Annotated in this window: 20 protein-coding genes; 11 read left to right on the top strand and 9 right to left on the bottom strand. The window is 71.7% G+C overall.

Annotated elements, in window-relative coordinates; genetic code table 11:
- Nucleotides 1-57 precede the first annotated feature (57 nt).
- On the bottom strand, nucleotides 58-642 hold the full coding sequence (locus tag ACFY36_RS26060; RefSeq protein WP_499748551.1) for a TetR/AcrR family transcriptional regulator: 585 nt from the start codon (nucleotides 640-642) through the stop codon (nucleotides 58-60).
- Nucleotides 643-725: 83 nt separating this feature from the next.
- On the opposite strand from ACFY36_RS26060, the gene ACFY36_RS26055 reads away from it, so the two are divergent.
- The 6 genes from ACFY36_RS26055 to ACFY36_RS26030 all read left to right on the top strand — a co-directional run bounded on the left by ACFY36_RS26055 (nucleotide 726) and on the right by ACFY36_RS26030 (nucleotide 7,391).
- Nucleotides 726-1,955 carry an MFS transporter gene (locus ACFY36_RS26055; protein WP_499748550.1) on the top strand — a complete coding sequence of 410 codons (1,230 nt, stop codon included), beginning with the start codon at nucleotides 726-728 and terminating at the stop codon, nucleotides 1,953-1,955.
- A gap of 151 nt (nucleotides 1,956-2,106) precedes the next feature.
- Nucleotides 2,107-3,711, top strand: coding sequence for an alpha/beta hydrolase (locus ACFY36_RS26050; RefSeq protein ID WP_499748549.1), 1,605 nt, complete (start codon nucleotides 2,107-2,109; stop codon nucleotides 3,709-3,711).
- Nucleotides 3,712-3,947: 236 nt separating this feature from the next.
- Nucleotides 3,948-4,535, top strand: a complete 588-nt coding sequence (locus ACFY36_RS26045; protein ID WP_499748548.1) for a TMEM165/GDT1 family protein — start codon at nucleotides 3,948-3,950, stop codon at nucleotides 4,533-4,535.
- A 3-nt stretch (nucleotides 4,536-4,538) separates the two neighbouring features.
- Nucleotides 4,539-5,489, top strand: coding sequence for a cyclase family protein (locus tag ACFY36_RS26040; protein WP_499748547.1), 951 nt, complete (start codon nucleotides 4,539-4,541; stop codon nucleotides 5,487-5,489).
- Nucleotides 5,486-6,724 carry a tetratricopeptide repeat protein gene (locus ACFY36_RS26035; protein ID WP_499748546.1) on the top strand — a complete coding sequence of 413 codons (1,239 nt, stop codon included), beginning with the start codon at nucleotides 5,486-5,488 and terminating at the stop codon, nucleotides 6,722-6,724. The genes ACFY36_RS26040 and ACFY36_RS26035 overlap by 4 nt, the downstream gene beginning before the upstream one ends.
- Nucleotides 6,725-6,743: 19 nt before the next feature.
- Nucleotides 6,744-7,391, top strand: coding sequence for a tetratricopeptide repeat protein (locus tag ACFY36_RS26030; protein WP_499748545.1), 648 nt, complete (start codon nucleotides 6,744-6,746; stop codon nucleotides 7,389-7,391).
- Here ACFY36_RS26030 and ACFY36_RS26025 read toward each other — a convergent pair whose 3' ends face one another.
- Together ACFY36_RS26025 and ACFY36_RS26020 are read right to left on the bottom strand one after the other, a co-directional pair.
- Nucleotides 7,392-8,597: a TolB family protein gene (locus ACFY36_RS26025; RefSeq protein WP_499748544.1), complete on the bottom strand. Its 1,206-nt coding sequence runs from the start codon at nucleotides 8,595-8,597 to the stop codon at nucleotides 7,392-7,394. It abuts the gene before it with no gap.
- A complete protein-coding gene (locus ACFY36_RS26020; protein ID WP_499748543.1) occupies nucleotides 8,594-9,112 on the bottom strand; it encodes a SigE family RNA polymerase sigma factor in 519 nt (172 codons plus the stop codon). The genes ACFY36_RS26025 and ACFY36_RS26020 overlap by 4 nt, the downstream gene beginning before the upstream one ends.
- A gap of 304 nt (nucleotides 9,113-9,416) precedes the next feature.
- Between ACFY36_RS26020 and ACFY36_RS26015 the strand changes: the two genes are divergently transcribed.
- Nucleotides 9,417-10,697, top strand: a complete 1,281-nt coding sequence (locus tag ACFY36_RS26015) for an NAD(P)/FAD-dependent oxidoreductase (RefSeq protein ID WP_499748542.1) — start codon at nucleotides 9,417-9,419, stop codon at nucleotides 10,695-10,697.
- Nucleotides 10,698-10,704: 7 nt separating this feature from the next.
- On the opposite strand, the gene ACFY36_RS26010 is transcribed toward ACFY36_RS26015, so the two are convergent.
- Nucleotides 10,705-11,751, bottom strand: coding sequence for an NAD(P)-dependent alcohol dehydrogenase (locus ACFY36_RS26010; protein ID WP_499748541.1), 1,047 nt, complete (start codon nucleotides 11,749-11,751; stop codon nucleotides 10,705-10,707).
- Between the two features lie 146 nt (nucleotides 11,752-11,897).
- On the opposite strand from ACFY36_RS26010, the gene ACFY36_RS26005 reads away from it, so the two are divergent.
- Complete coding sequence (locus ACFY36_RS26005; RefSeq protein WP_499748540.1) at nucleotides 11,898-12,686, top strand: SGNH/GDSL hydrolase family protein; 789 nt, start codon at nucleotides 11,898-11,900, stop codon at nucleotides 12,684-12,686.
- Between the two features lie 480 nt (nucleotides 12,687-13,166).
- Here the strand turns inward: ACFY36_RS26005 and ACFY36_RS26000 are convergent, their stop codons facing one another.
- Complete coding sequence (locus ACFY36_RS26000) at nucleotides 13,167-14,174, bottom strand: hypothetical protein (protein WP_499748539.1); 1,008 nt, start codon at nucleotides 14,172-14,174, stop codon at nucleotides 13,167-13,169.
- Between the two features lie 82 nt (nucleotides 14,175-14,256).
- Between ACFY36_RS26000 and ACFY36_RS25995 the strand changes: the two genes are divergently transcribed.
- The gene (locus tag ACFY36_RS25995) at nucleotides 14,257-14,880 is read left to right on the top strand and encodes an HAD-IA family hydrolase (protein WP_499748538.1); all 624 of its coding nucleotides are present in this window, start codon (nucleotides 14,257-14,259) and stop codon (nucleotides 14,878-14,880) included.
- Here the strand turns inward: ACFY36_RS25995 and ACFY36_RS25990 are convergent.
- A complete protein-coding gene (locus ACFY36_RS25990; protein WP_499748537.1) occupies nucleotides 14,869-15,816 on the bottom strand; it encodes a Dyp-type peroxidase in 948 nt (315 codons plus the stop codon). The two genes, ACFY36_RS25995 and ACFY36_RS25990, sit on opposite strands and share 12 nt — an antisense overlap.
- 62 nt (nucleotides 15,817-15,878) lie before the next feature.
- On the opposite strand from ACFY36_RS25990, the gene ACFY36_RS25985 reads away from it, so the two are divergent.
- On the top strand, nucleotides 15,879-16,709 hold the full coding sequence (locus ACFY36_RS25985) for an SDR family NAD(P)-dependent oxidoreductase (RefSeq protein WP_499748536.1): 831 nt from the start codon (nucleotides 15,879-15,881) through the stop codon (nucleotides 16,707-16,709).
- 7 nt (nucleotides 16,710-16,716) lie between these two features.
- On the opposite strand, the gene ACFY36_RS25980 is transcribed toward ACFY36_RS25985, so the two are convergent.
- Together ACFY36_RS25980 and ACFY36_RS25975 are read right to left on the bottom strand one after the other, a co-directional pair.
- The gene (locus tag ACFY36_RS25980; protein WP_499748535.1) at nucleotides 16,717-17,808 is read right to left on the bottom strand and encodes an NHL repeat-containing protein; all 1,092 of its coding nucleotides are present in this window, start codon (nucleotides 17,806-17,808) and stop codon (nucleotides 16,717-16,719) included.
- A gap of 6 nt (nucleotides 17,809-17,814) precedes the next feature.
- Nucleotides 17,815-19,911 (bottom strand): alkaline phosphatase family protein, encoded by a 2,097-nt coding sequence (locus ACFY36_RS25975; RefSeq protein WP_499748534.1) that lies wholly within the window; start codon nucleotides 19,909-19,911, stop codon nucleotides 17,815-17,817.
- 118 nt (nucleotides 19,912-20,029) lie between these two features.
- Between ACFY36_RS25975 and ACFY36_RS25970 the strand changes: the two genes are divergently transcribed.
- Complete coding sequence (locus ACFY36_RS25970) at nucleotides 20,030-21,190, top strand: glycoside hydrolase family 18 protein (RefSeq protein ID WP_499748533.1); 1,161 nt, start codon at nucleotides 20,030-20,032, stop codon at nucleotides 21,188-21,190.
- On the opposite strand, the gene ACFY36_RS25965 is transcribed toward ACFY36_RS25970, so the two are convergent.
- On the bottom strand, nucleotides 21,156-22,010 hold the full coding sequence (locus ACFY36_RS25965; protein ID WP_499748532.1) for a LysR family transcriptional regulator: 855 nt from the start codon (nucleotides 22,008-22,010) through the stop codon (nucleotides 21,156-21,158). The genes ACFY36_RS25970 and ACFY36_RS25965 overlap by 35 nt on opposite strands.
- Nucleotides 22,011-22,016: the final 6 nt, after the last annotated feature.

Here is a 22,016-nt window from a genome sequence, read left to right as displayed (position 1 = left end):
CGGACAAATCGGGCAGTCGCGCGGGGGTCGCTGGTCAGCGGCCCCCGTTGCGGCGTCTCATGCGGTGGCGGCGTTCAGAAGGATCTCCGCCATGCCGCGGGCGACCTTCGGGGACATCGAGGGCCGGTCCATCTTGGCGCCGACATTCGCGCCGTCGTAGAGGACGACCATCTGGGCGGCGAAGGCGGCCGGGTCCTTCACGCCGGCGTCGCGGGCCAGCTCGACGAACAGGCCGCGGGTCCACGCCCGGGTGGAGTCGGCGACCTCCTGGGCCGGGCCGCCGGGTGTGCCCTCGGCGTTGGCGTTGTAGAAGGCGCAGCCGCGGAAGCCCGGGGTGCCGGCCCGCTCGTCGAGCACCTCGAAGACACCGAGCAGCCGGTCGCGCGGGTTGTCGTACCTCTCCAAGCCCTTGATCAAGCGGCTCCGGCGGATTTCGTGCCGATTTTCCAGGTACGCCCGGACCAGCTCGTCCTTGCTGCCGAAAGTGCTGTAGAGCGAGGCCTTGGCCACGCCCGCCCGCTCGATGACACGGTCGATGCCGACCGTGTGGATGCCTTCGGCGTAGAACAGCTCATCGGCGGCGGCAAGGAGTCGTTCCCGCGCGGTGGGCTTACGCGCGGTGGAGGGTGATGCGGCAGACATGCTGTTGACGATACCAGACAGACCTGTCTAGTGTCGTGGCATCAGACAGACCTGTCTGTTCATAGTTTGGTAAGGATTCGCGAATGACCGCCGTAGCCGAAGCCCCGCCCGCCATCACGCGCAGCCGCCACTTCTCGCGGCCGCTGGCCTTCGCGGCGATCGCCGCGATCTTCCTGACCTTCACCTCGGCGTCGGCCGCGCCGTCACCGCTCTACGTGGTCTATCAGCACCTCTGGAATTTCTCGGCGACCACGCTCACGGTCGTCTTCGCGATCTACGTGGTCGGCCTGGTCGGCGCCCTGCTGACCCTCGGCGCCCTCTCCGACCACCTGGGCCGCCGCCCGGTGCTGGCCGCCGCCATCGCGCTCGAGGTCGTCTCCCTGATCCTCTTCCTGACCGCCGGTGACGTCGGCGTGCTGGCCGCCGCCCGCTTCCTCCAGGGCATCGCCACCGGCGCCGCCATGACCACGCTCGGCGCGGCCCTGGTCGACCTCAACCCGCCGCACGCCCCCGGCCGAGCCGGCCTGGTCAACGGCATCGTCCCCAGCGCGGGCCTCGCGCTCGGCGCGCTCGGCGCCGGCGCCCTGGTGCAGTACGCCCCCGCGCCCACCCACTTCATCTGGGCCCTGCTGCTCGGCGCGATGGTCATCGCCGGCCTGGTCGTGCTGCGCATCCCGGAGACCTCGGCCCGCCGCCCCGGCGCCGCCGCCTCGATGACCCCCAAGCTGGGCATCCCGGCCCGGCTCCGCGCCGACGTGTTCGCCCTCGTCCCGATCATCGTGGCGAGCTGGGCGATCGGCGGCCTCTACCTCTCCCTGGGCCCGTCGGTGGCGGCCGGAGTATTCGGCCTCGGCAGCCACCTGATCGGCGGCCTGGTGGTCACGCTGCTGTGCGGCACCGGCGCCGTGACGTCGTACTTCATGCGCCGCCTGCCCACCCCGAGGGTCCTGGCGATCGCCGCCAGCCTGCTGACTGTGGGCGCGGTCATCGCGGTGATCGGCGTCGAGGCCGACCAGGTGGTCGTCGCGGGCATCGGCACGGTGATCTCGGGCGTGGGCTTCGGCGCCTCGGCCCTGGCATCGTTCGGCACGCTGGCCGTCCTGGCCGACCCGCACGAGCGCGGCAAGCTGCTGTCGGTGGCCCTGGTCATCGCGTACATCGCCTTCAGCGTCCCGGCCGTGATCGCCGGCTTCGCCGCCACGTCGGCCGGCCTGCGGACCACAGCGGTCGCCTACGGCATCGTGGTGGCGGTGCTGGGAGCGCTGGCCTTGGTCGCCCAGCACATGCGCACACGCCGGGCGGTGGCCGCCTGACGCTTCAACTGACCAAGACGCCCGGCTGGGGCCTTCCTAGCCGGGCGTTTCGGCGCCTGGGCGCTTCTTTCGTGGTTGGCCCGGCGTGGAGGCGCCCAAAGAGGGCGCGCACGCCGCAGCATATGGGGCGAACCGGACACGAGAGGCAGGCATGAGAAAACTTCTGGCGGCGGCCACCACCATCGCCTTGGCGGCGACCGGGCTTGCGGCGAGCGGGGCTCGGGCCGATGAGCGCAGCGCTCGGACCGGCTACTCCCGTACCGCGCCGGCGATCAAGCCGATCAAGTGGGCGGCCTGCACGGACGCCACCCTGTCGGCTCGTCGGGCGGAGTGCGGTTTCCTCACCGTGCCGATGGACTACAAGAAGCCGGGCGGGGCGACCGTTCAGATCGCCGTCTCGCGGATCAAGCACACCGTGCCGGCGGCCAAGTACCAAGGGGTCGTGCTGGTCAACCCGGGCGGGCCCGGTGGCAAGGGCCGCGGCCTGTCGATTCTCGGCTCCTTGGTTCCCAAGAAGGCCGGGGAGGCGTACGACTGGATCGGTTTCGACCCTCGCGGTGTCGGTGAGAGCAAGCCGTCGCTGAGCTGCGACAGCGACTACGCCGGCTATGACCGGCCGCCCTATGTGCCCACGTCCTCGCAGATCGAGCGGCAGTGGCTGCAGCGGGCCGAGGGGTACGCCAAGGACTGCGCCAAGGCCGGCGGGCGGCTGCTGGATCATCTGAAGACGCTCGACACCGTGCGGGACATGGACAGCCTGCGTCAGGCACTGGGCGAGCGGCAGATCAACTTCTACGGCTTCTCGTACGGCACGTATCTCGGCCAGGTCTACGCGACCCGCTATCCGGACCGGGTGCGGCGGATGGTGCTCGACGGGAACGTGAACCCGGCACGGGTCTGGTACGACTCGAACCTCGACCAGGACCTCGCGTTCGACAAGAACATCAAGGTCTACTTCGCGTGGGTGGCCAAGAACGACAAGGTCTACAAGCTCGGCAAGACCGCCCGTGAGGTGCAGAAGCGCTTCGACGTCGAGCAGCGCAAGCTCACCGCCAAGCCGGCCGGCGGGGTGATCGGGCCGTCCGAGCTGACCGACGTCTTCCTGCAGGCGGGCTACTACGTCTTCGGCTGGACCGAGATCGCCCGCTCGTTCAGCGCCTGGGTGCACAAGCGTGACGCCTCGGGCCTGCGCAAGCTCTACGACGACAACAACCCGCAGACCAAGGGCGGCGACAACGGGTACGCCATCTATCTGGCCACCCAGTGCACCGATGTCGCCTGGCCGCAGAGCTGGGCCAAGTGGACCTCGGACAACTGGGAGGTGCACCGCAAGGCGCCGTTCGAGACGTGGGGCAACGCCTGGTACAACGCGCCCTGCCGGTCGTGGGCGGCCGAGCCGGGCATCCCGGTCACCGTCTCCGGGGAGACCGTCCCGCCGATCCTGCTGGTCAGCGAGACGATGGACGCGGCGACGCCGTTCAGCGGCAGCCTCGAGGTCCGCAAGCGGTTCCCGCGGTCGGTACTTATCGAGGGGGTCGGCGGCACCACCCACTCGGGTTCGCTGTTCGGCAACAAGTGCGTCGACGAGACCATCGCCGACTATCTGGCCACAGGAGCTTTACCCCAGCGTGTACGGGGTGAGCGGTCGGACAGACGCTGCAAGCCGATCCAGCCGCCCGTGCCGGGTGCGGCCGCGCCCACGGCGAAGCGCGCACCGGCGTACGCGGAAAGGCTCGAGCTGACCCGCGAACGATGAGATGCGCCACGGCCCTCGCGGAAACGCGGGGGCCGTGGCCTATGCTCGTGTTTGCGAAGGGGAGTAGCTCCCAATGTCGCGGTCGACATACTGATCTTGGCCACGTGAGGCAAGGTCCGGCCGCACGGCCTCCATGAGGCGAGCGAGACCTTCGACCATGGCTGTTTCGACGACGGCCGGGTCGAGGTCGCCCTGAGCAGCTTCCGCCCGGTCATCAGATACCGGGAGCAATTTCTGTGGATGGGTTCCTCGCCGCGACGGCGATCAGTTTCGCGGTCATCTTCGTGGCCGAGCTGGGCGACAAGTCGCAGCTCATGGCCCTCACCTTCGCGACACGGTTCAAGCCGGTGCCCGTGCTGATCGGCATCACCGTGGCCACCGCAATCGTGCACGCCGTGTCGGTCGGCATCGGATACGGGCTCGGCGCGACCCTGCCGACCGGCTGGATCTCGCTGGTCGCCGGCATCGCCTTCCTCGCCTTCGGCGCCTGGACCCTGCGCGGGGACAAACTGACCGACGAGGAGAAGACCAAGGCCGAGCGCACCACCAAGTCGGCCATCATCGCCGTCGGCGGCGCGTTCTTCCTGGCCGAGCTGGGCGACAAGACCATGCTGGCCACGATCACGCTGGCCACCCAGCACGGCTGGTTCGGCACCTGGCTGGGCTCGACGGTGGGCATGGTCGCGGCCGACGCGCTGGCGATCCTGGTCGGCCGGATGCTCGGCCGTCATCTGCCCGAGAAGGCCATCAAGTGGGGCGCGGCTGTCCTGTTCGCTATCTTCGGCATCTGGTTGATCGTGGAAGCGATCATCGAGCTGCGATAGGGGATGGCCGTGCTCCAGTACCGGGCGGAAGTGACCGCCGCCGTGACCCTCACCACCGGCGGCGGCCTGCGGGCCGAAGGGCTGCGGGTGGACGTGCCGCACGCCGATGTGACCACGGGCGAGATCGAGGCGCTGCTGGTCCGCTCGCTCGGGTTGCGTGACGTGGAGCGGGTCGAGCTGACCGGGGTGCGCGTGTTCGGCGAGCCGGCGCCGGTGGCCGGTGAGCCCGCGGCCGGGCGCACCCGGTTCGTCGAGCTGAGCCACGTGATCGAGGCCGGCATGGCGACCTATCCGGGCCTGCCCGGCCCGGTCGTCTCCCCGCATCTGACCTGGGCCGACTCGCGCTCCCGGTACGCCGAGGGCACCGAGTTCAGCATGGAGCGGATCGACATGCTCGGCCAGACCGGCACCTATCTGGACTCGCCCCGGCACCGCTACGAGGGCGGGACCGACCTGGCCGGTCTGCCCCTGGAGCGCCTGGCCGACCTGCCCGCGGTCGTGGTCCGCACGGCCGGCAGCGGTCGGCGGGCGGTCACGGCCGACGACCTGGAGCCGCTCACGGTGGCCGGCCACGCCGTGCTGCTGCACACCGGCGGGGACCGGGGCTGGGGCACCCCGGACTACGCGGTCGACGCGCCCTATCTGACCGGCGAGGCGGCCGCCCTGCTGGTCGAGCGCGGGGCGGCGCTGGTCGGCATCGACGCGGTGAACATCGACGACGCCAGCGAGGCGGCGGCGGGCGAGCGACCGGCCCACACGGTGCTGCTGGCCGCGAACATCCCGATCGTCGAGCACCTCACCGGACTGGAGAACCTGCCACCGCACGGTGCCCGGTTCACCGCGGCGCCGCCCCGGATCATCGGGGTGGGCACGTTCCCGGTCCGGGCGTACGCGCAAGTGCCGTTCTTCGAGTCTCACGACCACAACCGTTCCGCGGGCTGGCAGCCTTCATGAACGACACCGCCACCTCGATAGCCCGGGCCGCCGCGCAGTTCCAGCGGGGCGACGCGGCCGGCGCGGCCCAGCTGCTCGGCCCCGTGCTCGCGGCCGAGCCGGACAACGTGCGCGCCCTCGTGCTGATGACGCACACGCAGCTCGCGCTCAAGAAGCCCGAGCTCGCACACGAGGTGGCCCACCGGGCGGTGGTGACCGCGCCCGAGTCGGCCGAGGCGCTCAGCGCGCTGAGCCGGGCCCTGACCGGGCTCGAGCGGCACGACGAGGCGATCGCGGTGGCGCGGGCGGCGGCCCGGATCGAGCCGGAGAACGCCTATCGGCACAACCGGCTGGCGTGGGCGCTGCTCGGTGACGGCAAGCGCACGGTCGAGGCCGAGCACGCGGCCCGCCGGGCCGTGGAGCTCGACCCCGAGGAGGCCGACTTCCGGATCACCTACGCCATGGTGATGAAGCAGCTCGACTACACCGACCGGGCCCGGCAGGCGCTGCGGGACGCGCTGTCGCTGGAGCCGGACAACGCGGTGGCCCAGCACGAGCTGGCCACCCTCGACGTGGTGCACCGCAACCCGTTCGCGCTGGGCCGGCTGGCCCGGGGCGCCAGCGGACTGGCCGGCGCGCTGCGGGCCGACCCCGGCCAGCAGGCCAGCAAGTTCATGCTCGACGTGGCCCTGCAGCGGTTCCTGGTCTACACGGCGATCGTGCTGGCGCTGCTGGCGTACGTCGGGTGGCGGGTCCTGGATTTCTCGGTGCCGGGAGCGCGGTTGCTGGCGGCCGCGGCGGCGCTGGCCCCGGTCGGCGTCGCGGCGTACTTCGTCATGCGCCTCGATCGCGGCCTCCGGACGTACCTCATCAATGTCCTGGCCTATGGCCGTCAGCGCGTGGCGGCCGTGCTGGCCGGGGTGAGCATCGTGCTGCTGCTGACCGCGACCGTCGCGCCCCGCGCCTGGATGGGCTGGCTGCTGGGGCTGGCCGCGGCGGGCGGTTTCGCGGCCCGGCTGCTGACCGTCTCGGCGTCGAACGCGCACGTGCGCTCGGCCGGCATCGCGGTGCCGCGCGGGCTCAGCGGACCGGCGCTGTGGATCATCATGGTGGGCTGCGCCGTGATCGGCACGCTCTGCCTGATCGAGGCGAGCGACCTGATGCTGCTCGGCATCGGGCTGGGACTGTACGCGTGTGCGGGCGTAGCTCTCGCCACAATCGTCAGGCGAAAGCGAAAAGTCTCATCGTCGAGCTGAATCTGCCGATTATCACCATGTGACCCCCGACCTCCAGCGTGCCGTCGCCGGGCCCACCGAACTGGCGGTGGCGCGTGCCGCCACGCTCTTCGAGCAGCTCGACCTCGAGCAGGCCGTGAGCGTCCTCAAGCCGGCGCTGACCGCCGACCCGGCCGCGATCGAGGGCTGGATCCTCATGGCGCGGCTGCGGCTGGCCCTGGACGACGCGGCGGAGGCCCTCGACGCGGCCGACCACGGGATCAGCCTGAACCCGGGCGAGCCCCGGCCGCTGGCGCTGGCCAGCCGGGCGCTGACCATGCTGGGGCGGCACGAGGAAGCGGTCACCATGGCCTATCGGGCGGTCATCGCCGACCCCCGCAACCCGCTCTGGCACGACCGGGTCGCCTGGGCGCTGCTCTCGGCCGAGCGGCACACCGCCGACGCCGAGCAGGCCGCCCGCACGGCCATCGGGCTCGATCCGAACGAGGCCCACTACTACTACACGCACGGCGTCGCGCTGGAGCGCATGGGCCACGTCGACCAGGCCCGGCAGGCGCTGCTGATCTCGCTGCGCATGGAGCCGGAGAACCCGGTCGTGCAGCACCGCCTGGCGGTGCTCAACGGCGAGGCCGAGCGCGAGACCACGGTCCGTAAGAAGGGCTGGCGGCTCTTCAAGGGCAAGGGCTGATCAGCGCGTGTAGGCGAACAGGTCGAGGTCGCGCACCGACGCCGGCTCGGTGGCCTGGACCTTCAGTGTGTTGTCGGCGCCGAACAGCGACAGCCGGGTGACGTCGTCGTCGCGGGTGCGTACCAGCAGGTTGCCGCCGGCGTCGAAGACCGCGCCGACGATGGTGCCGGAGACCGGCAGCCGCACCAGGTCGCCGGTGGCCGTGTCGACGATCGCGTCGGCGGCGTCCGTGCCGGCCGCGTCCTCGCCGGTGGTCTGCAACGGGACGGTCACCCGCTCGCCGGTGGCGTCCACGCTGGTCGGCTTGCAGGCGGCCAGGCCGTCCGGGTTGTCGGCGGTCTGCGTGTCGCCGAGCACGGGCACCGCGGTGACCGACTGGTCCTGGGTGCCGGCTATCCCCAGGCCGCAGTACGACGTGGCGTACACCAGCTTGCTGCCGTCGCCCGACCAGCGGAAATGCTGCCCCTCGGTGAGGCCCTCGGGTAATGGGGTGATCTCGCCGGAGGCGAGGTCGAGCACGCCCGGCGCGTCGACCGCGACCAGCAGCCGGTCACCGGTCGGCGACCACGCCGGCGCCTGGTCGGGAGAGGTCACGCCGGTGGCGACCTGCTGGGGTGTTCCGCCGGAGGTGGCCGGGCCGACCATCAGGGCGCCGTTCTCCTCGTACGCGACACGGGCGCCGTCGGGCGAGACGCCGACGGCCGAGGTGGTGTCGCGCAGCACCGTCTCGGTCTCGCCGTCGGCCGGTGACAGCTTCACCACCGTGCCGCCCTCACGGTAGAAGGCGTGGCCGGGCAGGTCGGTGATGGTCCGCGAGAGCGGCGTGGCCGTCGTCGCGCTGGTCTGCGGCCGGCTGCCGCGATGGGGCGGGCGGACCTCGTCGGCCCTGGCCGAGGTGGCCATCGACGGCACCGGGCGCGGCGCCTCCATGGTCGCCGACCACGAAGGGCTGACGGTGGCGGACTGGGACGGGGCGACCGCGGCCGTCGACGACGAGCCGTCGTCGTCCGAGCCTCGGGGCAGATGCCAGAGGCCGCTGCCCAGCGCGGCCAGGACCACGACGGCGGCGGTGGTGCCGACCGCGGCCTCACGACGGCCGATCCCGCGGGACCGGTGTACCGCGCGGTCGTACATGTCGGTGGGCTCGGTGATGTCGGCCAGGTCGCGCAGCGACGCCCGGAGCTGATCGTGGTCGCCGGCGCTCATCGGCCCCGCTCCGGGAGCATCCGCGTGTCCGGCATCAGCGCGCGCAGCTTGTCGAGGGCGCGCGCGGTCTGCGTCTTCACCGTGCTGACCGAGACGCCGAGCATCTGGGCCGCCTCGACCTCGGTGTGGTCCTCGAAGAAGCGCAGCACGATCACGGCCCGCTGCTTGGCGCTGAGGGTGAGCAGGGCCCGGCGCAGCACGAGCCGCTCGACCGCCGCCTCGGCCGGATCGTCGGCGCCGCGGCGCTGATCGGGCTCGAAGCCGGACGGGAAGACCTCGGCGACCTTCGGCCGCCGCCAGAAGGACACCTGTGCGTGATACATGACCTTCCGGCAGTACGCCTCGGCGTGCTCCGGACGCTCCAGACGTGCCCAGGCGCGATGGGTACGAGCGAGCGCTTCCTGCACCAGATCCTCGGCTAAGTGTTGATCCCCGGTCAAAAGGTACGCGGAACGCAGAAGCGCATGAGAGCGGTCGCGGACGAACCGCGCGTAGTCGGTCTCACGGGCGTCCATCCGAGGGTGTCCGTTCGGGGAGACGAGGGAGACGTGAGCGTACCGAGGCGATTCAACAACCGCGCTCTCGGTCGTCACGTCTTCCCCTCTTCCCCTGCACCGCTCGATGCCTCCCCGTGTGGGCACCGTTCGGCGCATATGAGGACGCGTTTCCGTCGATGCCCGGATGACAGCCGTTCGGCCGAATCCGCGTTCCACCGAACGGCCAGAGGGTTTGTCACGCCGCTCACAACCCGTTTTCGGTAGCGTCGATCGGGCATCGGTCTGTACGCGGGCGCGCGGCGCCCATGACGGAAGGACCCGCATGGCACGCCCTCGCATCGTGATCGTCGGGGCCGGATTCGCCGGCTTCACCGCGGCCCGCACGCTGAGCAAACTCGCCCGCGGCGGCGCCGAGATCATCGTGATCAACCCGACCGACTACTTCCTCTACCTGCCGCTGCTGCCCGAGGTGGCGGCCGGCATCCTCGAGCCGCGCCGGGTCACCGTCTCGCTCGCCGCGGCGCTGCCCGACGTCAAGGTGATCCTCGGCGAGGTCGAGGGCTTCGATCTGGACGGTCGTACGGTGACGTACCGCGACCCGGACGGCGGCGTCGGCCAACTGGGCTACCACCGCCTGGTCATCGCGGCCGGCAGCGTCAACAAGCTCCTGCCCGTGCCCGGCGTGAGCGAGTACGCGCACGGCTTCCGCGGCATCTCCGAGGCGCTCTACCTGCGCGACCACATCATCCGCCAGGTCGAGATGGCGGCGGAAGCGGCCGACCCGGCCGAACGCGACGCGCGCTGCACGTTCGTCGTGGTCGGCGCGGGCTACACCGGCACCGAGGTGGCGGCCCAGGGCATTCTCTACACCGACGCGCTGGTCAAGCGGCGCCCCGAATTGCAGGGCCGGGTGCGCTGGCTGCTGCTCGACACCGCCGACCGGGTGCTGCCCTCATTGGACGGCCGCCTGGCCGAGGCGTCCGACGGGGTGCTGCGGTCCAGGGGCGTCGAGCTTCTCCTGCGTACGAGCGTGAAAGAGGCCACAGAGGACGGCGTGCACCTCTCGACGGGCGAGTACGTGCCGACCAAGTCGCTGATCTGGTGTGTCGGCGTACGTCCCGACCCGCTGGTGGCCGAGATGGGCCTGCCGATCGAACACGGCCGCCTGGTGGTCGACGAGTTCCTGACGGTACCGGGCCACCCGGACGTGTACGCCATCGGCGACGCGGCCGCGGTCCCCGACCTGACCCGCCCCGGCGAGTTCACCGGCATGACGGCGCAGCACGCGACCCGGCAGGGCACGACCGCCGCCAGGAACATCGCGGCCTCGTACGGCACCGGCCGCCGCCGCCCGTACCGCCACCACGACCTGGGCTTCGTGGTCGACCTGGGCGGCCTCGACGCGGCGGCCAACCCGATCGGCCTGCCCCTGTCGGGCCTGCCGGCCAAGGTGGTGACCCGCGGCTACCACCTGATCTCGATGCCCGGCAACAGGGTGCGGGTGGCGGCCGACTGGCTGCTCGACGCCGCCCTGCCCCGCCAGGGCGTCCAGCTGGGCCTGGTCCGAGGCGCCGCGGTCCCCCTCGACAGCTCGGTCGCCTGAGTCCTTCTTACGGAATGATCACCGCGCGGCCCTTGAGGGTGCCGGCTCGCATCTGGTCGTAGGCGTCGGCGGCCTGATCCAGGGTGAAGGTCTGCATCTCGGGCTTCACCAGGCCGCGGGCGCCCAGGTCGAGGACCTCGGCCAGCTCGCTGCGCGATCCCCAGTACGTGGTCTGGATGCTGGCCTCGTACGGGACCGAGAAGAACGACAACGGCAGGACGCCGCCGCCGATGCCGACGATCGTCACGTCGCCCAGCTGGCGGACGACCGAGGCGGCCAGGACCAGCGTGGGGTCGGCGCCGACGAAGTCGAGCACCACGTCGGCGCCGTGGCCGTCGGTCGACTTGCGGATCTGGCCGCTCGCGGCGTCGCCCGAGACGACCATCTCGTCGGCGCCGTGCTTCTCGGCCAGCTCCAGCGCCTCCCGGCGGTTGTCGACCGCGATGACGCGGGCCGCGGTGGTGGCCTTCAGGATCTGCACAGCCACGTGGCCCAGGCCACCCACGCCGATCACGACCGCGGTGGTGCCGGGGGCCAGCTTCGGCCAGGAGCGGCGGATCGCGTGGTACGGGGTGAGGCCGGCGTCGGTCAGCGGGGCCGCGCTCGCCGGATCGAGCCCGACCGGCAGCGGCAGCAGGTGCCGGGTGTGGTGCACGAGCATGAACTCGGCCATGCCGCCGTCCACGCCGAGGCCGCCTCCGCCGCCGGGCGCCGGGGTGGCGCCTGGATTTTCGCAGTACGGCTCCACGCCGATCCGGCAGCGGTCGCATTCGCCGCAGCCCCACGGCCCGTAGACGGCGACCGGCATGCCGACCGGGAAACCGGTGACGCCCTCGCCGACCTCGTGCACCCAGCCGGCGTTCTCGTGGCCGAGCGTGAACGGCGGTCCCCAGCCGAGCGCGCCCTCCTCGAAGTCGTGCATGAGGTGCAGGTCGGAATGGCAGGCGCCGGCGCCGCCGATCTTCACCACCACCTGGCCGGGCCCCGGCGTGGGCGGGTCGACCTCGGTCAGCACCGGTTCGGACTTCCAGGACAACAGGCGCAGAGCACGCACGGCGGCACTCCCTCTCCGGTCGGGTGGTCGCCCTCATCGTTGCCCTCGCAGGTTGCCGTGCCCGGCAAAAGCCGTATTTGGGCGGTGAACCGCGCGGCGATCGGTCCGTCTGGAGCGAGGAAGATTCCTCTACAAAGGAGTGGTACGTGCTTCGTCGTCGACTGATCGCCGTGGCGACCGCGGTGGCCGCCGCCGTGCTGGCACCGGCCGCGGCCCAGGCGCACACGCCGGGCAAGGCCTACGTGGCTCTTGGTGACTCGTACGCGGCGGGGGTGGGCGCGCCGCCGTACACGGACCCGGTCTGCCTGCGGGGTTCCGGCGGATATCCGCCGCTGCTGGCGGCCAAGCTCGGCGCGACCACCTTCAACTACGACGCGTGCAGCGGCGCCACCACGGCCGACGTGCTCACCAGCCAGCTCGGCGACCTCAACCGGCACACCCGCCTCGTGACGGTCACGGTCGGCGGCAACGACCTCGGCTTCAGCTCGGGCCTGACCACCTGCCTGACCGGCACCGACGCCGACTGCGAGGCGGTTGTCGAGCAGGCTTCGAAGTTCACCGCCGAGACGCTGCCGGGCCGGCTCGACGCGGTCTACCGGGCGATCAGGAAGAGGGCGCCGCACGCGACGATCGTGGCGACGGGCTACGCCCACTTCTTCGAGACCACTCCGGACTGCGCGACCGTCCCGGCCAGCTTGACGAAGCGCACGGCTCTGAACGGCGCGGTCGACGCCCTCGACGCGAAGATCCGCCAGCGGGCGGCGCGCGCCGGGGTCCGCTTCGTTGACGTGCGCCCGGCTTTCACCGGTCACGGTCTGTGCGGCGCCGACCCGTGGCTGGGCGGCCCGGCGGCCCAGGCCCCGTTCCACCCGACGGCGATCGGATATAGCGACGGTTATCTGCCCGCGATCAGCAAGGCCCTGACCCGGCGCTGACGGGTGTCCTTTGCCCGGAGGTGACGGCCCGTTCTTCGCCCGGAGGTGACGGCCCGTCCTTGCCCGGAGGTGACGGCCCGTCCTTTGCCCGGAGGTGACGGCCCGTCCTTGCCCGGAGGTGACGGCCCGTCCTTGCCCGGAGGTGACGGCCCGTTCTTCGCCCGGAGGTAACGGCCCGTTCTTCGCGCGGCGGCGACAGCAGTCCTTCGCGCGGCGTTGACGGCAGCCCTCGCGCGGCGTTGACGGCGGTCCTTTGCCCGGCAGCGACAGCAGCCTCGCTCGGCGCTGACGGCGGTCCTTTGCCCGGCGCTGGCGGTAGACGGGGAGCTCGCGTGTGCTGAGGCCACGGGCTCCCCGTCCCAGCTCTGCCAACCCGTTGTCCACAGGCCGGCCGTGGTTGTCCACAGGCGTCCCACGCGCTCGACCGTTTTCCGAGATAATGGTGTCGGGCGGCTCCCCCTGGGGAGGGCGGGCCGTTGATCAGGTGCCGGTTGCGGTTCCGCTGTTGGCAGCCGTTCCGGTTCCGGTTCCGGTTCCGCCTGGGGCCTGGCCCTGCTGCATTTGACCGCCGCCGGGCAGGCCGCCCTGCTGACCGCCCTGCATGCCGCTCGGCGCCTGGCCGCCCTGCTGAGTGCCGCCCTGCTGAGTGCCGCCCTGGGTGCCTTGCTGGGTCGAGGCCAGGTTGGTGTCGGTGATCGACGTGGCGGTGGCCTTCGAGTCGGCGCTGGTGGCTATCACGCGCACGGTGTGGCCGGTTGCTACCGAGGAGATCTGGTCGGCGCCGTTGTCGACCGTGGTCGAGGTGGTGATCACGTAGGTCTGGCTGTAGCCGTCGGTGCTCTTGACGGTCATCGAGCTGCTGCTGACGGCCGATACCGTGCCGGTCTGGGTGACCTGCGTGGTGTAGCCGCCGTTGCCGTCGGAGACCACGTACTCGCCGTGCAGGGCCGTCGAGGCGCCCGTGCCTCCGCCCATCGTGCCGCCGCCGTTCATGCCTCCGCCGCCGGGGAACTGGCCGCCGCCCGGGCCGCCCTGTGCTGAGGCGGAGCTGTCGCTTCCGGTCGCGGCCATCACTCCGGCGGTGATGCCGGCGCTGGCCACGGCCACCGCCACCAGCGCGCCGGCCGCTGCCAGCTTGGCGTTTTTGCGGCCGCCTCCGGGACGGTCGCCGCCGCCACCGTTGTTCTCGGGCGGGGTCCAGGTGGGTGGCGCGCCGCCGGCGTCGTTCACCGGGGTCCAGGTGGAAGTGGGGCCGCCTTCGGCATGCGCGGGCAAGGAGCCGTGCACGGCCGGGGAGTTGTACGAAGGCGGGGCAGCCGGGGAAGCGTGCGCCGACGCGGCGGCCCCGTAGCCGGGGCCTGAGTCGGTGGTTGTGGGGTAGGACGCTGTGGGGCCGGCGAAGTCCGTGTGATCATCGGGGGTGCTGACCGGCGGCCAGTTCAGTGGTGGCTCGGCGGACGAACGGGTGGAATGGTCGTGAACGGTCATCGTCTCGGTTCTCCCTCGGTTCGCTCGTGCGCTACCAGGGACTTTGACCGGCGTGACTATGTACGGCCTGTGGAGGTTTTAGGTGCCCGGTATCAACCCGGACGATATTCGCGCGGTCCTCTTCGACATGGACGGCACCCTCGTCGCCTCCGACGGGGCGGTCGAGCGTTCCTGGCTTTCCTGGGCCGCCGAGTACGGCGTCGACGGCCATGAGGCGTACGAGATGGCGCATGGCGCACCCAGCGAAAGCACCGTCCGTAAGCTCCTGCCGCACCTGGAAGAGGCGGCGATCCTGGCCGCCTCGGCCCGGCAGCTGGAGCTTCAGTACGACGACCTCAGCGACGTCACCGCCACGCCGGGCGCGTTCGAGGCGCTCGCCGTGCTCGAGGCGCGGAACCTGCCGTGGGCCGTCGTGACCAGCGCCGATACGCGCCTGGCCAAGGCCCGGCTGGGTGCCGCCGGCATCGTCGCTCCGGTGCTCGTGACCACCGACGACATCGCCGCCGGCAAGCCCGATCCGGAGGGCTATCGCCGCGCCGCCGAGTTGCTCGGTGTCGATCCGGGCGCGTGTCTCGTCGTCGAGGACGCCGAGGTGGGGCTACAGGCCGCGCGGGCTGCGGGCGCGCACACGGCGGCGCTGCGGGGGCTTGACGGAGACGTACGTCTGGAAAGCCTTGCCGATCTCGCGAGGTTCCTAAGAAGGTAGATCGTCCAGGAAGTCGGCGGTCGGCACGTAGAACAGCGAACCGGTCATCGCGGTCGAGAAATCCAGGATCCGGTCGTACGTCCCGTACGGCTCGCCCAGGAACATCCGGCGCAGCATCAACTCGGGAACGTCGGGAGTGGACGCGTACGCGATGTAGTACGTGCCGAACACGCCCTCCTTGATCGAGCCGAACGGCATGTTGTCGCGCAGGATCTTCAGCTCGTTGCCGTCCGGGTCGTCGACCGTGTTGAGGGCGACGTGCGAGTTCGGCGCCTTCTCCTCGATCTCGACGTTGTCGAGCTTGGTGCGGCCGATCGCCGCCTCCTGCTCCTCCACCTTCAGCGCGTTCCACGCGGTCAGGTCGTGGACGTACTTCTGCACCATGACGTAGCTGCCGCCGGCGAACTCCGGATCCTCGTCGCCGACCAGCACGGCCCGCGAGGCGGTGGCACCGGCCGGGTTCTCGGTGCCGTCGACGAAGCCGAGCAGGTCGCGCTCGTCGAAGTATTTGAAGCCGTGCGTCTCGTCGACCACGTCGGCCACGCCGGCCAGCCGCTGGGCGATCTTGGCGGCCATCTCGAAGCACACGTCCATCTGCCCGGCCCGCAGGTGGAACAGCAGGTCGCCGGGGGTGGAGGGGGCTACGTGCTCTGGGCCCTTCCAGGAGCGGAACTTGTGCAGCTGGGCCGGGCGCGGGCCGGCCGGGAACAGCCGGTCCCACAGCTCGGAGCCGATGCCGGTGACACACGACAGCCCCGCCGCCGGAAGCCGGAAGCCGACCGTGCGCTGGAGCGCGCTCACGTCCTCGAGCAGGTCGCGGACCGCCTGCTCGCCGCCGGGCCGGACGGTCATCACCATGAAGATCGCCGCGTCGGTGAGCGGCGCGAGCACGGCCTGCGATTCGACCGTGGGAGCGACGGAGCGGGGCGCTGTCATGGTCAGCAGCCTACGGACCCGTGGGCCGATAATGACCCGATGAGTGATCGGCGTGACGTCTGATGCGGCCCTTCGCGTTCGCGGGGCGGACCTGCGTGGTGACCGGGGCGGCGAGCGGGATCGGTGCGGCCCTCACGCATGAGCTGGCCCGCCGGCGAGCGGTGCTGGTGCTCGTCGACCGGGACGGGGAGGGCATGGCCCGGGTGGCCGACCTGGCCCGCGAGCTCGGGTCGCCGGACGTGTCGACGTACGAGATCGATCTCAGCGACGGCGGTGACCGGCTGGGCCTGGCGGCCGAGGTCGCCTCGCGGCATGGCGGGGTCGATCTGCTGATCAACAACGCCGGCGTGACCTTGATGGGGACGTTCGAGCAGAACAGCATGGCCGATTTCGACTGGCTTCTGGAGATCAACCTCCATGCGGTCGTACGGATGACGAAGGCTTTCCTGCCGCAGTTGCTGTCCCGGCCCGCATCGCACGTGGTGAACGTGTCCAGCCTCTTCGGGCTGATCGCCCCGGCGGGCCAGGTGGCGTACGTGACGAGCAAGTTCGCGGTCCGCGGCTTCACCGACGCCCTGCGCAACGAGCTGGAGCCCCAGGGTGTCGGCGTGACCGTGGTGCACCCGGGCGGCATCAAGACCAGCATCGCGGCCAGCGCCCGGCTCAGCGGTGGCGACCCGGGCGGTGAGCAGGCCGCGCAGGCCGAGAAGTTCGAGGAGCGGGCGCTGACCATGCCGGCCGAGGAGGCGGCCCGGCAGATCCTGACCGCCATCCAGCGCCGCCGCCCGCGCCTGGTGATCGGTGGTGTGGCGCGGGCCGCGGACGTGCTGGCGAGGCTGACACCGACCCGCTACTGGAAGCTCGCCCAGCGGGCCGGGAAACGCCTGACCTGAAAAGGACCTAGAAAGCGGCGAATCGCCGGCGGTCGCGGCCGTCGATCGTCGTGAAGTCGCCGCCGGCCTCGACCCTGCCCTTGTGCACGGTCAGGACGCGTACGCCGATGACGCCGTTGGCCTGGGGCGCCCAGCTCGTGAGCGTGCCGGTGGCGGTGAGCGCGGCCAGTTTGAGGCGCGGCGTGGAACCGTCGACGCAGCCGCCCTTGGCGCCGTTACGTTCGGTTCGGCAGATGGCGTCGAAGTGGCCGCCGACGTAGGTGATGCCGCCGGCCGAGGCGATGGCGGCCGCGTCACCATCGAAGACGCGTTGCCAGCGCAGGGCGCCGTTGGTGGCGTACGAAAGGGCTCGCCCGCCCACCCCGGCCGTGGCGACCTGCACGCCCGAGGAGTCGACGGCGATCGCCCGGACCTCGGCCGGCACCCGGGGCCGGAAGACCGGGTCGACGGCGCCGCTGACGCTGTTGACGGCGGCCAGGCGCAGCGTGCCCTTGACGCCGTTGACGATGTGGAAGCCGCCGCCCAGATAGACCTTGGGGCCGGCCACCGTGAGCGCGTGCACGGTGTCGTCGGTGAGCGGCCGCCAGTGGGTGTCCAGCCGTCCGGTGGCGAGGTCGAAGGCGGCCAGGTTGCCGCGCCGCTCGTCGTCGACCGCGGTGAAGCTGCCGCCCAGATAGAGGCGGTTGCCGGCGGTGCCGAGCGCGTACGCCGTGCCGGTGATCTCGTGGGCGAACGACGAGACGGCGCCGCTCGACGGGTTGAGCTTGGCCAGCGAGTCCCGGTCCTCGCCGCCGACCTCGTGGAAGTCGCCGGCCGCGTAGACGCTGTCGGTGGTGGCGGCCAGCGCGCGGACCGTGCCGTCCGCGGGTGGCGCCCAGTCGAGCAGGTCGCCGCTGCGCGCGTCGAAGGCGGCCAGCCGCAGCCGTTTGTAGGTCTTCCCTCCGGAGGTCGCGCTGGTGAACGCGCCGCCGACGTAGACCGTGTCGCCGCGGTGGGCGATCGCGTACACCCCGCCGTTGAAGGTCGGCGCGGTCCGTGGTGTTACCGGGGCGGGCAGCGCCCCGACGAGCATGGCAGTGAGGAAGGGGAGGAAAGGCACAAAGTGCTAACCGTCGTGGGTGCCGGAAAGGCTCGGGGCCTCCGCCTTCAAGAGCTCGTGCTGCTCGTCGTCGGCGGCCAGCGTCTGCGTGCGCAGGCCCAGCATGGACAGCCACTCGACGAGCTGGCGGTGGATGGCGTCCGGGCCGTCCAGCTCGGGCTGGGTGATCGGCCAGCGGGCCGGGTGGACCAGCACCGCGTCGGTCTGCCATCCGCCCAGGCCGCCGTGCGAGCCGACCAGCTCCTCGAACGCCGCCACCTCCTCGGTGACCGGGTCGACCGAGCTGATCAGCACCAGGTCGCCCACGTGGGCGGCCTCCTGGTGGCGGAGCAGATCACGCGCGGCGTGCGGCCCGTACGGCAGCAAGGGGTCGATGCCCTCGACGCTGCCGTCGCCGAGCCGGTGGGTGCCCGAGGTGCCGAGCACGACCGGGCCGTCGGCGTCGCGGACGATCACCAGTCCGATGCCCGGGTGGGCGACCAGGCCGTTGATCAGACGCGGGTAGACGCGCTCGATCTGCTCGCGGTCGAGCCGCTCGGTGAACTTGGTCAGGTAGAGCAGGGCCAGGTTGCCCGACGAGACGACCAGCAGCGGCGCCACCGGCGGCTCCGGGAAGTCGGGCTCCTTGGTCGCCTCCTCCTCGGCCGGCGTGGACGGCGCGTCGGCCGGATCGGGCGCCGAGAAACGCTCGACCACCTCGTCCAGGGTCTCGCCGTAGCGCTGCTTGAAGGTGGCGCCCTGGCTCTGCCCGTGATCGGAGAGGACGACCAGGTGATAGCGGCGGGCGGCCTCGGGGGCGAGCCGCTCGAGCACGCCTAGCATCCGGTCGAGGCTCTCCAGCTGGCGCATCGACTCGGGGCGGGCCGGGCCCGCGTGGTGCGCCACCTCGTCGTAGTCGACCAGGTCGCAGTAGACGGCCGGGGCGCCCCGGGCCATCTGCTCGGCGATCAGCGACACGTTCACGTCGCGCAGCAGCATCGAGGCCGGTCGCAGGGCCAGGAAGGAGCCGGAGCGGCTCACCCGGGGCTGGAGGTTGCGGCGGCGCTGGAGGCGGGCCTGGTGCAGCTCGGTGATCACCTCACCGACGCCCAGGACCAGGGCCCGGGTGAAGCCGTAGGGCGAGGCCATGAACGCCGCCCAGCCCCGCGCCGACCGGCCCGGCAGCGCCGCGTGGCTGACCGTGAGCAGGCTGACCGCGGCGTCGCCGCTGAACGCGTTGCCGATGCTGACCCCGCCGTCGCGCAGCAGGCCGCGGCCGTCGCTGAGCCGCGGCTCGATCACGGCCGCGTCGCGCGGGCGGTTGGTGACCATCAGCTTGCCGGTGTCCTTCTCGAACCAGCGGAACGCCGGCACCTGCCGGGTCGCGCCGTGCAGGATGCCGGCCTGCGACGCCGGGGTGGTCGACGGCAGCCCGGTGTGCCAGCCGCGCATCCGGTGGCTGCCCGAGCGCAGCCAGTGGCCGAGGGTGGGCAGGTTGCCGGCCCGCACGGCCCAGCGCAGTACCGGCTCGGAGAGGCCGTCGAACTGGATCATCAGCAGGCCCGGGTCGGTGCCGGTCCGGGGGCGGCGCAGGGTGATGAACGGGCCGCCCGCGAGCCGGGCCTGGCGGCGCCGCACCCCGCGCATGAGCCGCTTGGACTCCCGGACGAAGGTGTCGTCGGAGCCGCTGTCCAGCATCCAGTCGACGATCGCGGCGAAGACGATGGCCAGGATGGCGGTGAGCACCAGCGAGGGCAGGCCGCTGATCCGGTTGGCCGGGTCGATCTCGAGGGCGACCACGATGACGGTGATCTGGGCCAGGATGCCGAGCAGCATGGCCCCCCAGCCGCCGAGGGCCACGATGCCGACCAGCAGCAGCGGGCGCAGCACGGCGCCGACGCCGGCCACCACCAGCACCAGGCCGAGCGTGTCGACGATGTCGTTGCTGTTCACGCCCGGCATCAGCCAGAGCGTGACGGTCAGCACGACGAAAGTGACCAGGGCGCTGCGCAGGACGGCGCGCAGACGGTTGAGGACCCGGCGCCAGCTGAGCAGCGCGCGCAGATCGGCGCGCCAGTCGCGGGCGGCCGGGGCGGACGGAGGCTCGTGCAGGCTGATGGCCACGGGAAAACGATGTCACAGCTTCCGCCGAATCATCGGCTCCTCGTTAGTGTGATCACTTGGGGTTTGTTTGCCCCCTACAGATAGCTTCGGAGCGGTGCGCGCCCGAATAGTCTTGATCATGCTCATGATCACCGCCTTGTCCGCTTGTGGCGGGCCGGACGAAGAGCCTGCCCCGCCGACGCCGAAGGTCGTCGGCTACTTCGCCGGGTGGGGCACCTACGGCCGCGACTTCCAGGTCGAAGATCTGGTCACCACCGGCGCCGCGGCCCGCCTGACCCACCTCAACTACGCCTTCGGCAAGGTCGACAAGGGCCGGTGCGCCGTCGCCGACGCCTGGGCCGACTATCAGAAGCCGATCTCGGCCGGCGCCTCCGGTCTTCAGGGCAACTTCGGCCGGCTCCGCGAGCTCAAGCAGCAGCACCCCAACCTGCGGGTGCTGTGGTCGTTCGGCGGCTGGACCGGCTCGGCCGGCTTCACCGAGGCGGCCCGCGACCCCGAGGCGTTCGCCGAGTCCTGTCAGAAGCTGGTCACCGACCAGCGCTGGTCCGGCGTCTTCGACGGCATCGACATCGACTGGGAATATCCGAACGCCTGTGGCCTGCAGTGCGACAAGAGCGGCCCCGACGCGCTGCCCAAGATGATCACGGCGCTGCGCTCGGCGTTCGGGCCGGACGCGCTGATCACCGCGGCGGTCCCGGCCGACGTCTCCAAGCTGCGGGCCACCGACTACAAGACCGTTTCCGGCACGGCGAACTGGCTCAACGCGATGACGTACGACTACTTCGGCGCCGGCGGCGACGACGCTCAGAAGACCCCCAGGACGGCGCCCCATTCGCCGCTGACCGCCTACCCCGGCATTCCTCGCGAGTCGTCCACGGCGACGGCCACCGTCGACGAGCTGCTCGCGCTCGGCGTCCCCTCGGAGAAGGTGCTCCTCGGCCTCGGCTTCTACGGTCGCGGCTGGGACGGGGTCACCCAGGCCGAGCCGGGCGGCGAGGCGTCCGGACCGGCGCCCGGCAAGTACGAGAAGGGCCTCGAGGACTACAAGATCCTGGCCCAGCGCTGCCCGCCGACCGGCACGATCGCCGACACGGCCTACGCGCTCTGCGGCACGCAGTGGTGGTCCTACGACACGCCGGAGACCATCAAGACCAAGATTGAGTACGCCCGGAGCAAGCGACTGGGCGGGGCCTTCGCCTGGGAGCTGTCCGGTGACACGGCCAAGGGCGACCTGCTCGGTGCGGTCAGCTCGGGTCTCGCCGCGCCGCCGACCGGATGACGGCGGCCAGGCGCTCGCGGGCCGGCGACGGCGGTTCACCGGCCCGCTCGGCGAGGTAGACGGTGTTGAGCGGGACGACCGCGGGCTCGTGCAGCCGTACGAGGCGTCCGGCCGCGAGATCGGCCGCGCACAGATATTCGGGCAGCACGCTGTATCCGCCACCGGCGATCACGGTGGCGAGCACGGCGTGCAGATTGGGCACGACGACGGCTGCCTCCCGCGACGGCCGGGCGCCGAACTCGGTCTGCCAGTAACGGCGGACGATCGGAAGGTCTTCGGCGTACGCCACGAGCGGCACCGTCTTGAGATCACGCCCCGCCACCTCGGGCGCGCCGACCAGCAGGAACTCCTCGTCGCAGAGCGGCTCGACGCGCAGGCCGGCCCCGCGCGGCCGCACGCTGAGCAGGGCCAGGTCGATGGAGCCGTCGCGCAGCCGGGCCGTGAGCTCGGCGGGCAGGCCGAAAGTGACCCGCAGCTGGAGCCCTCGGGCGACGAGCGGCCCCGCCGCCGGAAGCACCACGGCGGTGAGGAACTCGGTCGGCCCGCCGAGGTGCACCTCCTCACCGACCTCGTCGACCACGAGCCCGGCCAGCTTGTCGAGGGGCTCACTGACCCGCCGGGCCAGCAGCTCGGCGGCCGGGGTGGGCGCGACGCCGCGCGGCAGGCGGGTGAACAGCGGCTTGCCGAGCGCGGTCTCCAGGGCCCGGAGCTGCGCGGTCACGGTCGGCTGGGACAGCGACAGCCGCCGGGCGCCCGCGGTGACCGACCCGGCCCGATAGACGGCCAGGAAGGTGCGCAGCAGGTCCAGGGAGAGCTCCATGGGCGG

Origin of the sequence: Actinoplanes sp. NPDC000266 (genome assembly GCF_042899005.1) — a bacterium.
GTDB lineage: Bacteria > Actinomycetota > Actinomycetes > Mycobacteriales > Micromonosporaceae > Actinoplanes.
The sequence above is the reverse complement of the archived record's forward strand: the minus strand, read 5'-3'. Positions and strand labels throughout refer to the sequence as shown.

What these genes read in the sequence shown, in the direction of transcription:
- ACFY36_RS26060 (WP_499748551.1), bottom strand. Translation starts at nt 642, where the DNA reads ATGTCTGCCGCATCACCCTCCACCGCGCGTAAGCCCACCGCGCGGGAA.
- ACFY36_RS26055 (WP_499748550.1), top strand. Translation starts at nt 726, where the DNA reads ATGACCGCCGTAGCCGAAGCCCCGCCCGCCATCACGCGCAGCCGCCAC.
- ACFY36_RS26050 (WP_499748549.1), top strand. Translation starts at nt 2,107, where the DNA reads ATGAGAAAACTTCTGGCGGCGGCCACCACCATCGCCTTGGCGGCGACC.
- ACFY36_RS26040 (WP_499748547.1), top strand. Translation starts at nt 4,539, where the DNA reads ATGGCCGTGCTCCAGTACCGGGCGGAAGTGACCGCCGCCGTGACCCTC.
- ACFY36_RS26035 (WP_499748546.1), top strand. Translation starts at nt 5,486, where the DNA reads ATGAACGACACCGCCACCTCGATAGCCCGGGCCGCCGCGCAGTTCCAG.
- ACFY36_RS26025 (WP_499748544.1), bottom strand. Translation starts at nt 8,597, where the DNA reads ATGAGCGCCGGCGACCACGATCAGCTCCGGGCGTCGCTGCGCGACCTG.
- ACFY36_RS26020 (WP_499748543.1), bottom strand. Translation starts at nt 9,112, where the DNA reads ATGGACGCCCGTGAGACCGACTACGCGCGGTTCGTCCGCGACCGCTCT.
- ACFY36_RS26015 (WP_499748542.1), top strand. Translation starts at nt 9,417, where the DNA reads ATGGCACGCCCTCGCATCGTGATCGTCGGGGCCGGATTCGCCGGCTTC.
- ACFY36_RS26000 (WP_499748539.1), bottom strand. Translation starts at nt 14,174, where the DNA reads ATGACCGTTCACGACCATTCCACCCGTTCGTCCGCCGAGCCACCACTG.
- ACFY36_RS25990 (WP_499748537.1), bottom strand. Translation starts at nt 15,816, where the DNA reads ATGACAGCGCCCCGCTCCGTCGCTCCCACGGTCGAATCGCAGGCCGTG.
- ACFY36_RS25985 (WP_499748536.1), top strand. Translation starts at nt 15,879, where the DNA reads ATGCGGCCCTTCGCGTTCGCGGGGCGGACCTGCGTGGTGACCGGGGCG.
- ACFY36_RS25970 (WP_499748533.1), top strand. Translation starts at nt 20,030, where the DNA reads ATGCTCATGATCACCGCCTTGTCCGCTTGTGGCGGGCCGGACGAAGAG.
- ACFY36_RS25965 (WP_499748532.1), bottom strand. Translation starts at nt 22,010, where the DNA reads ATGGAGCTCTCCCTGGACCTGCTGCGCACCTTCCTGGCCGTCTATCGG.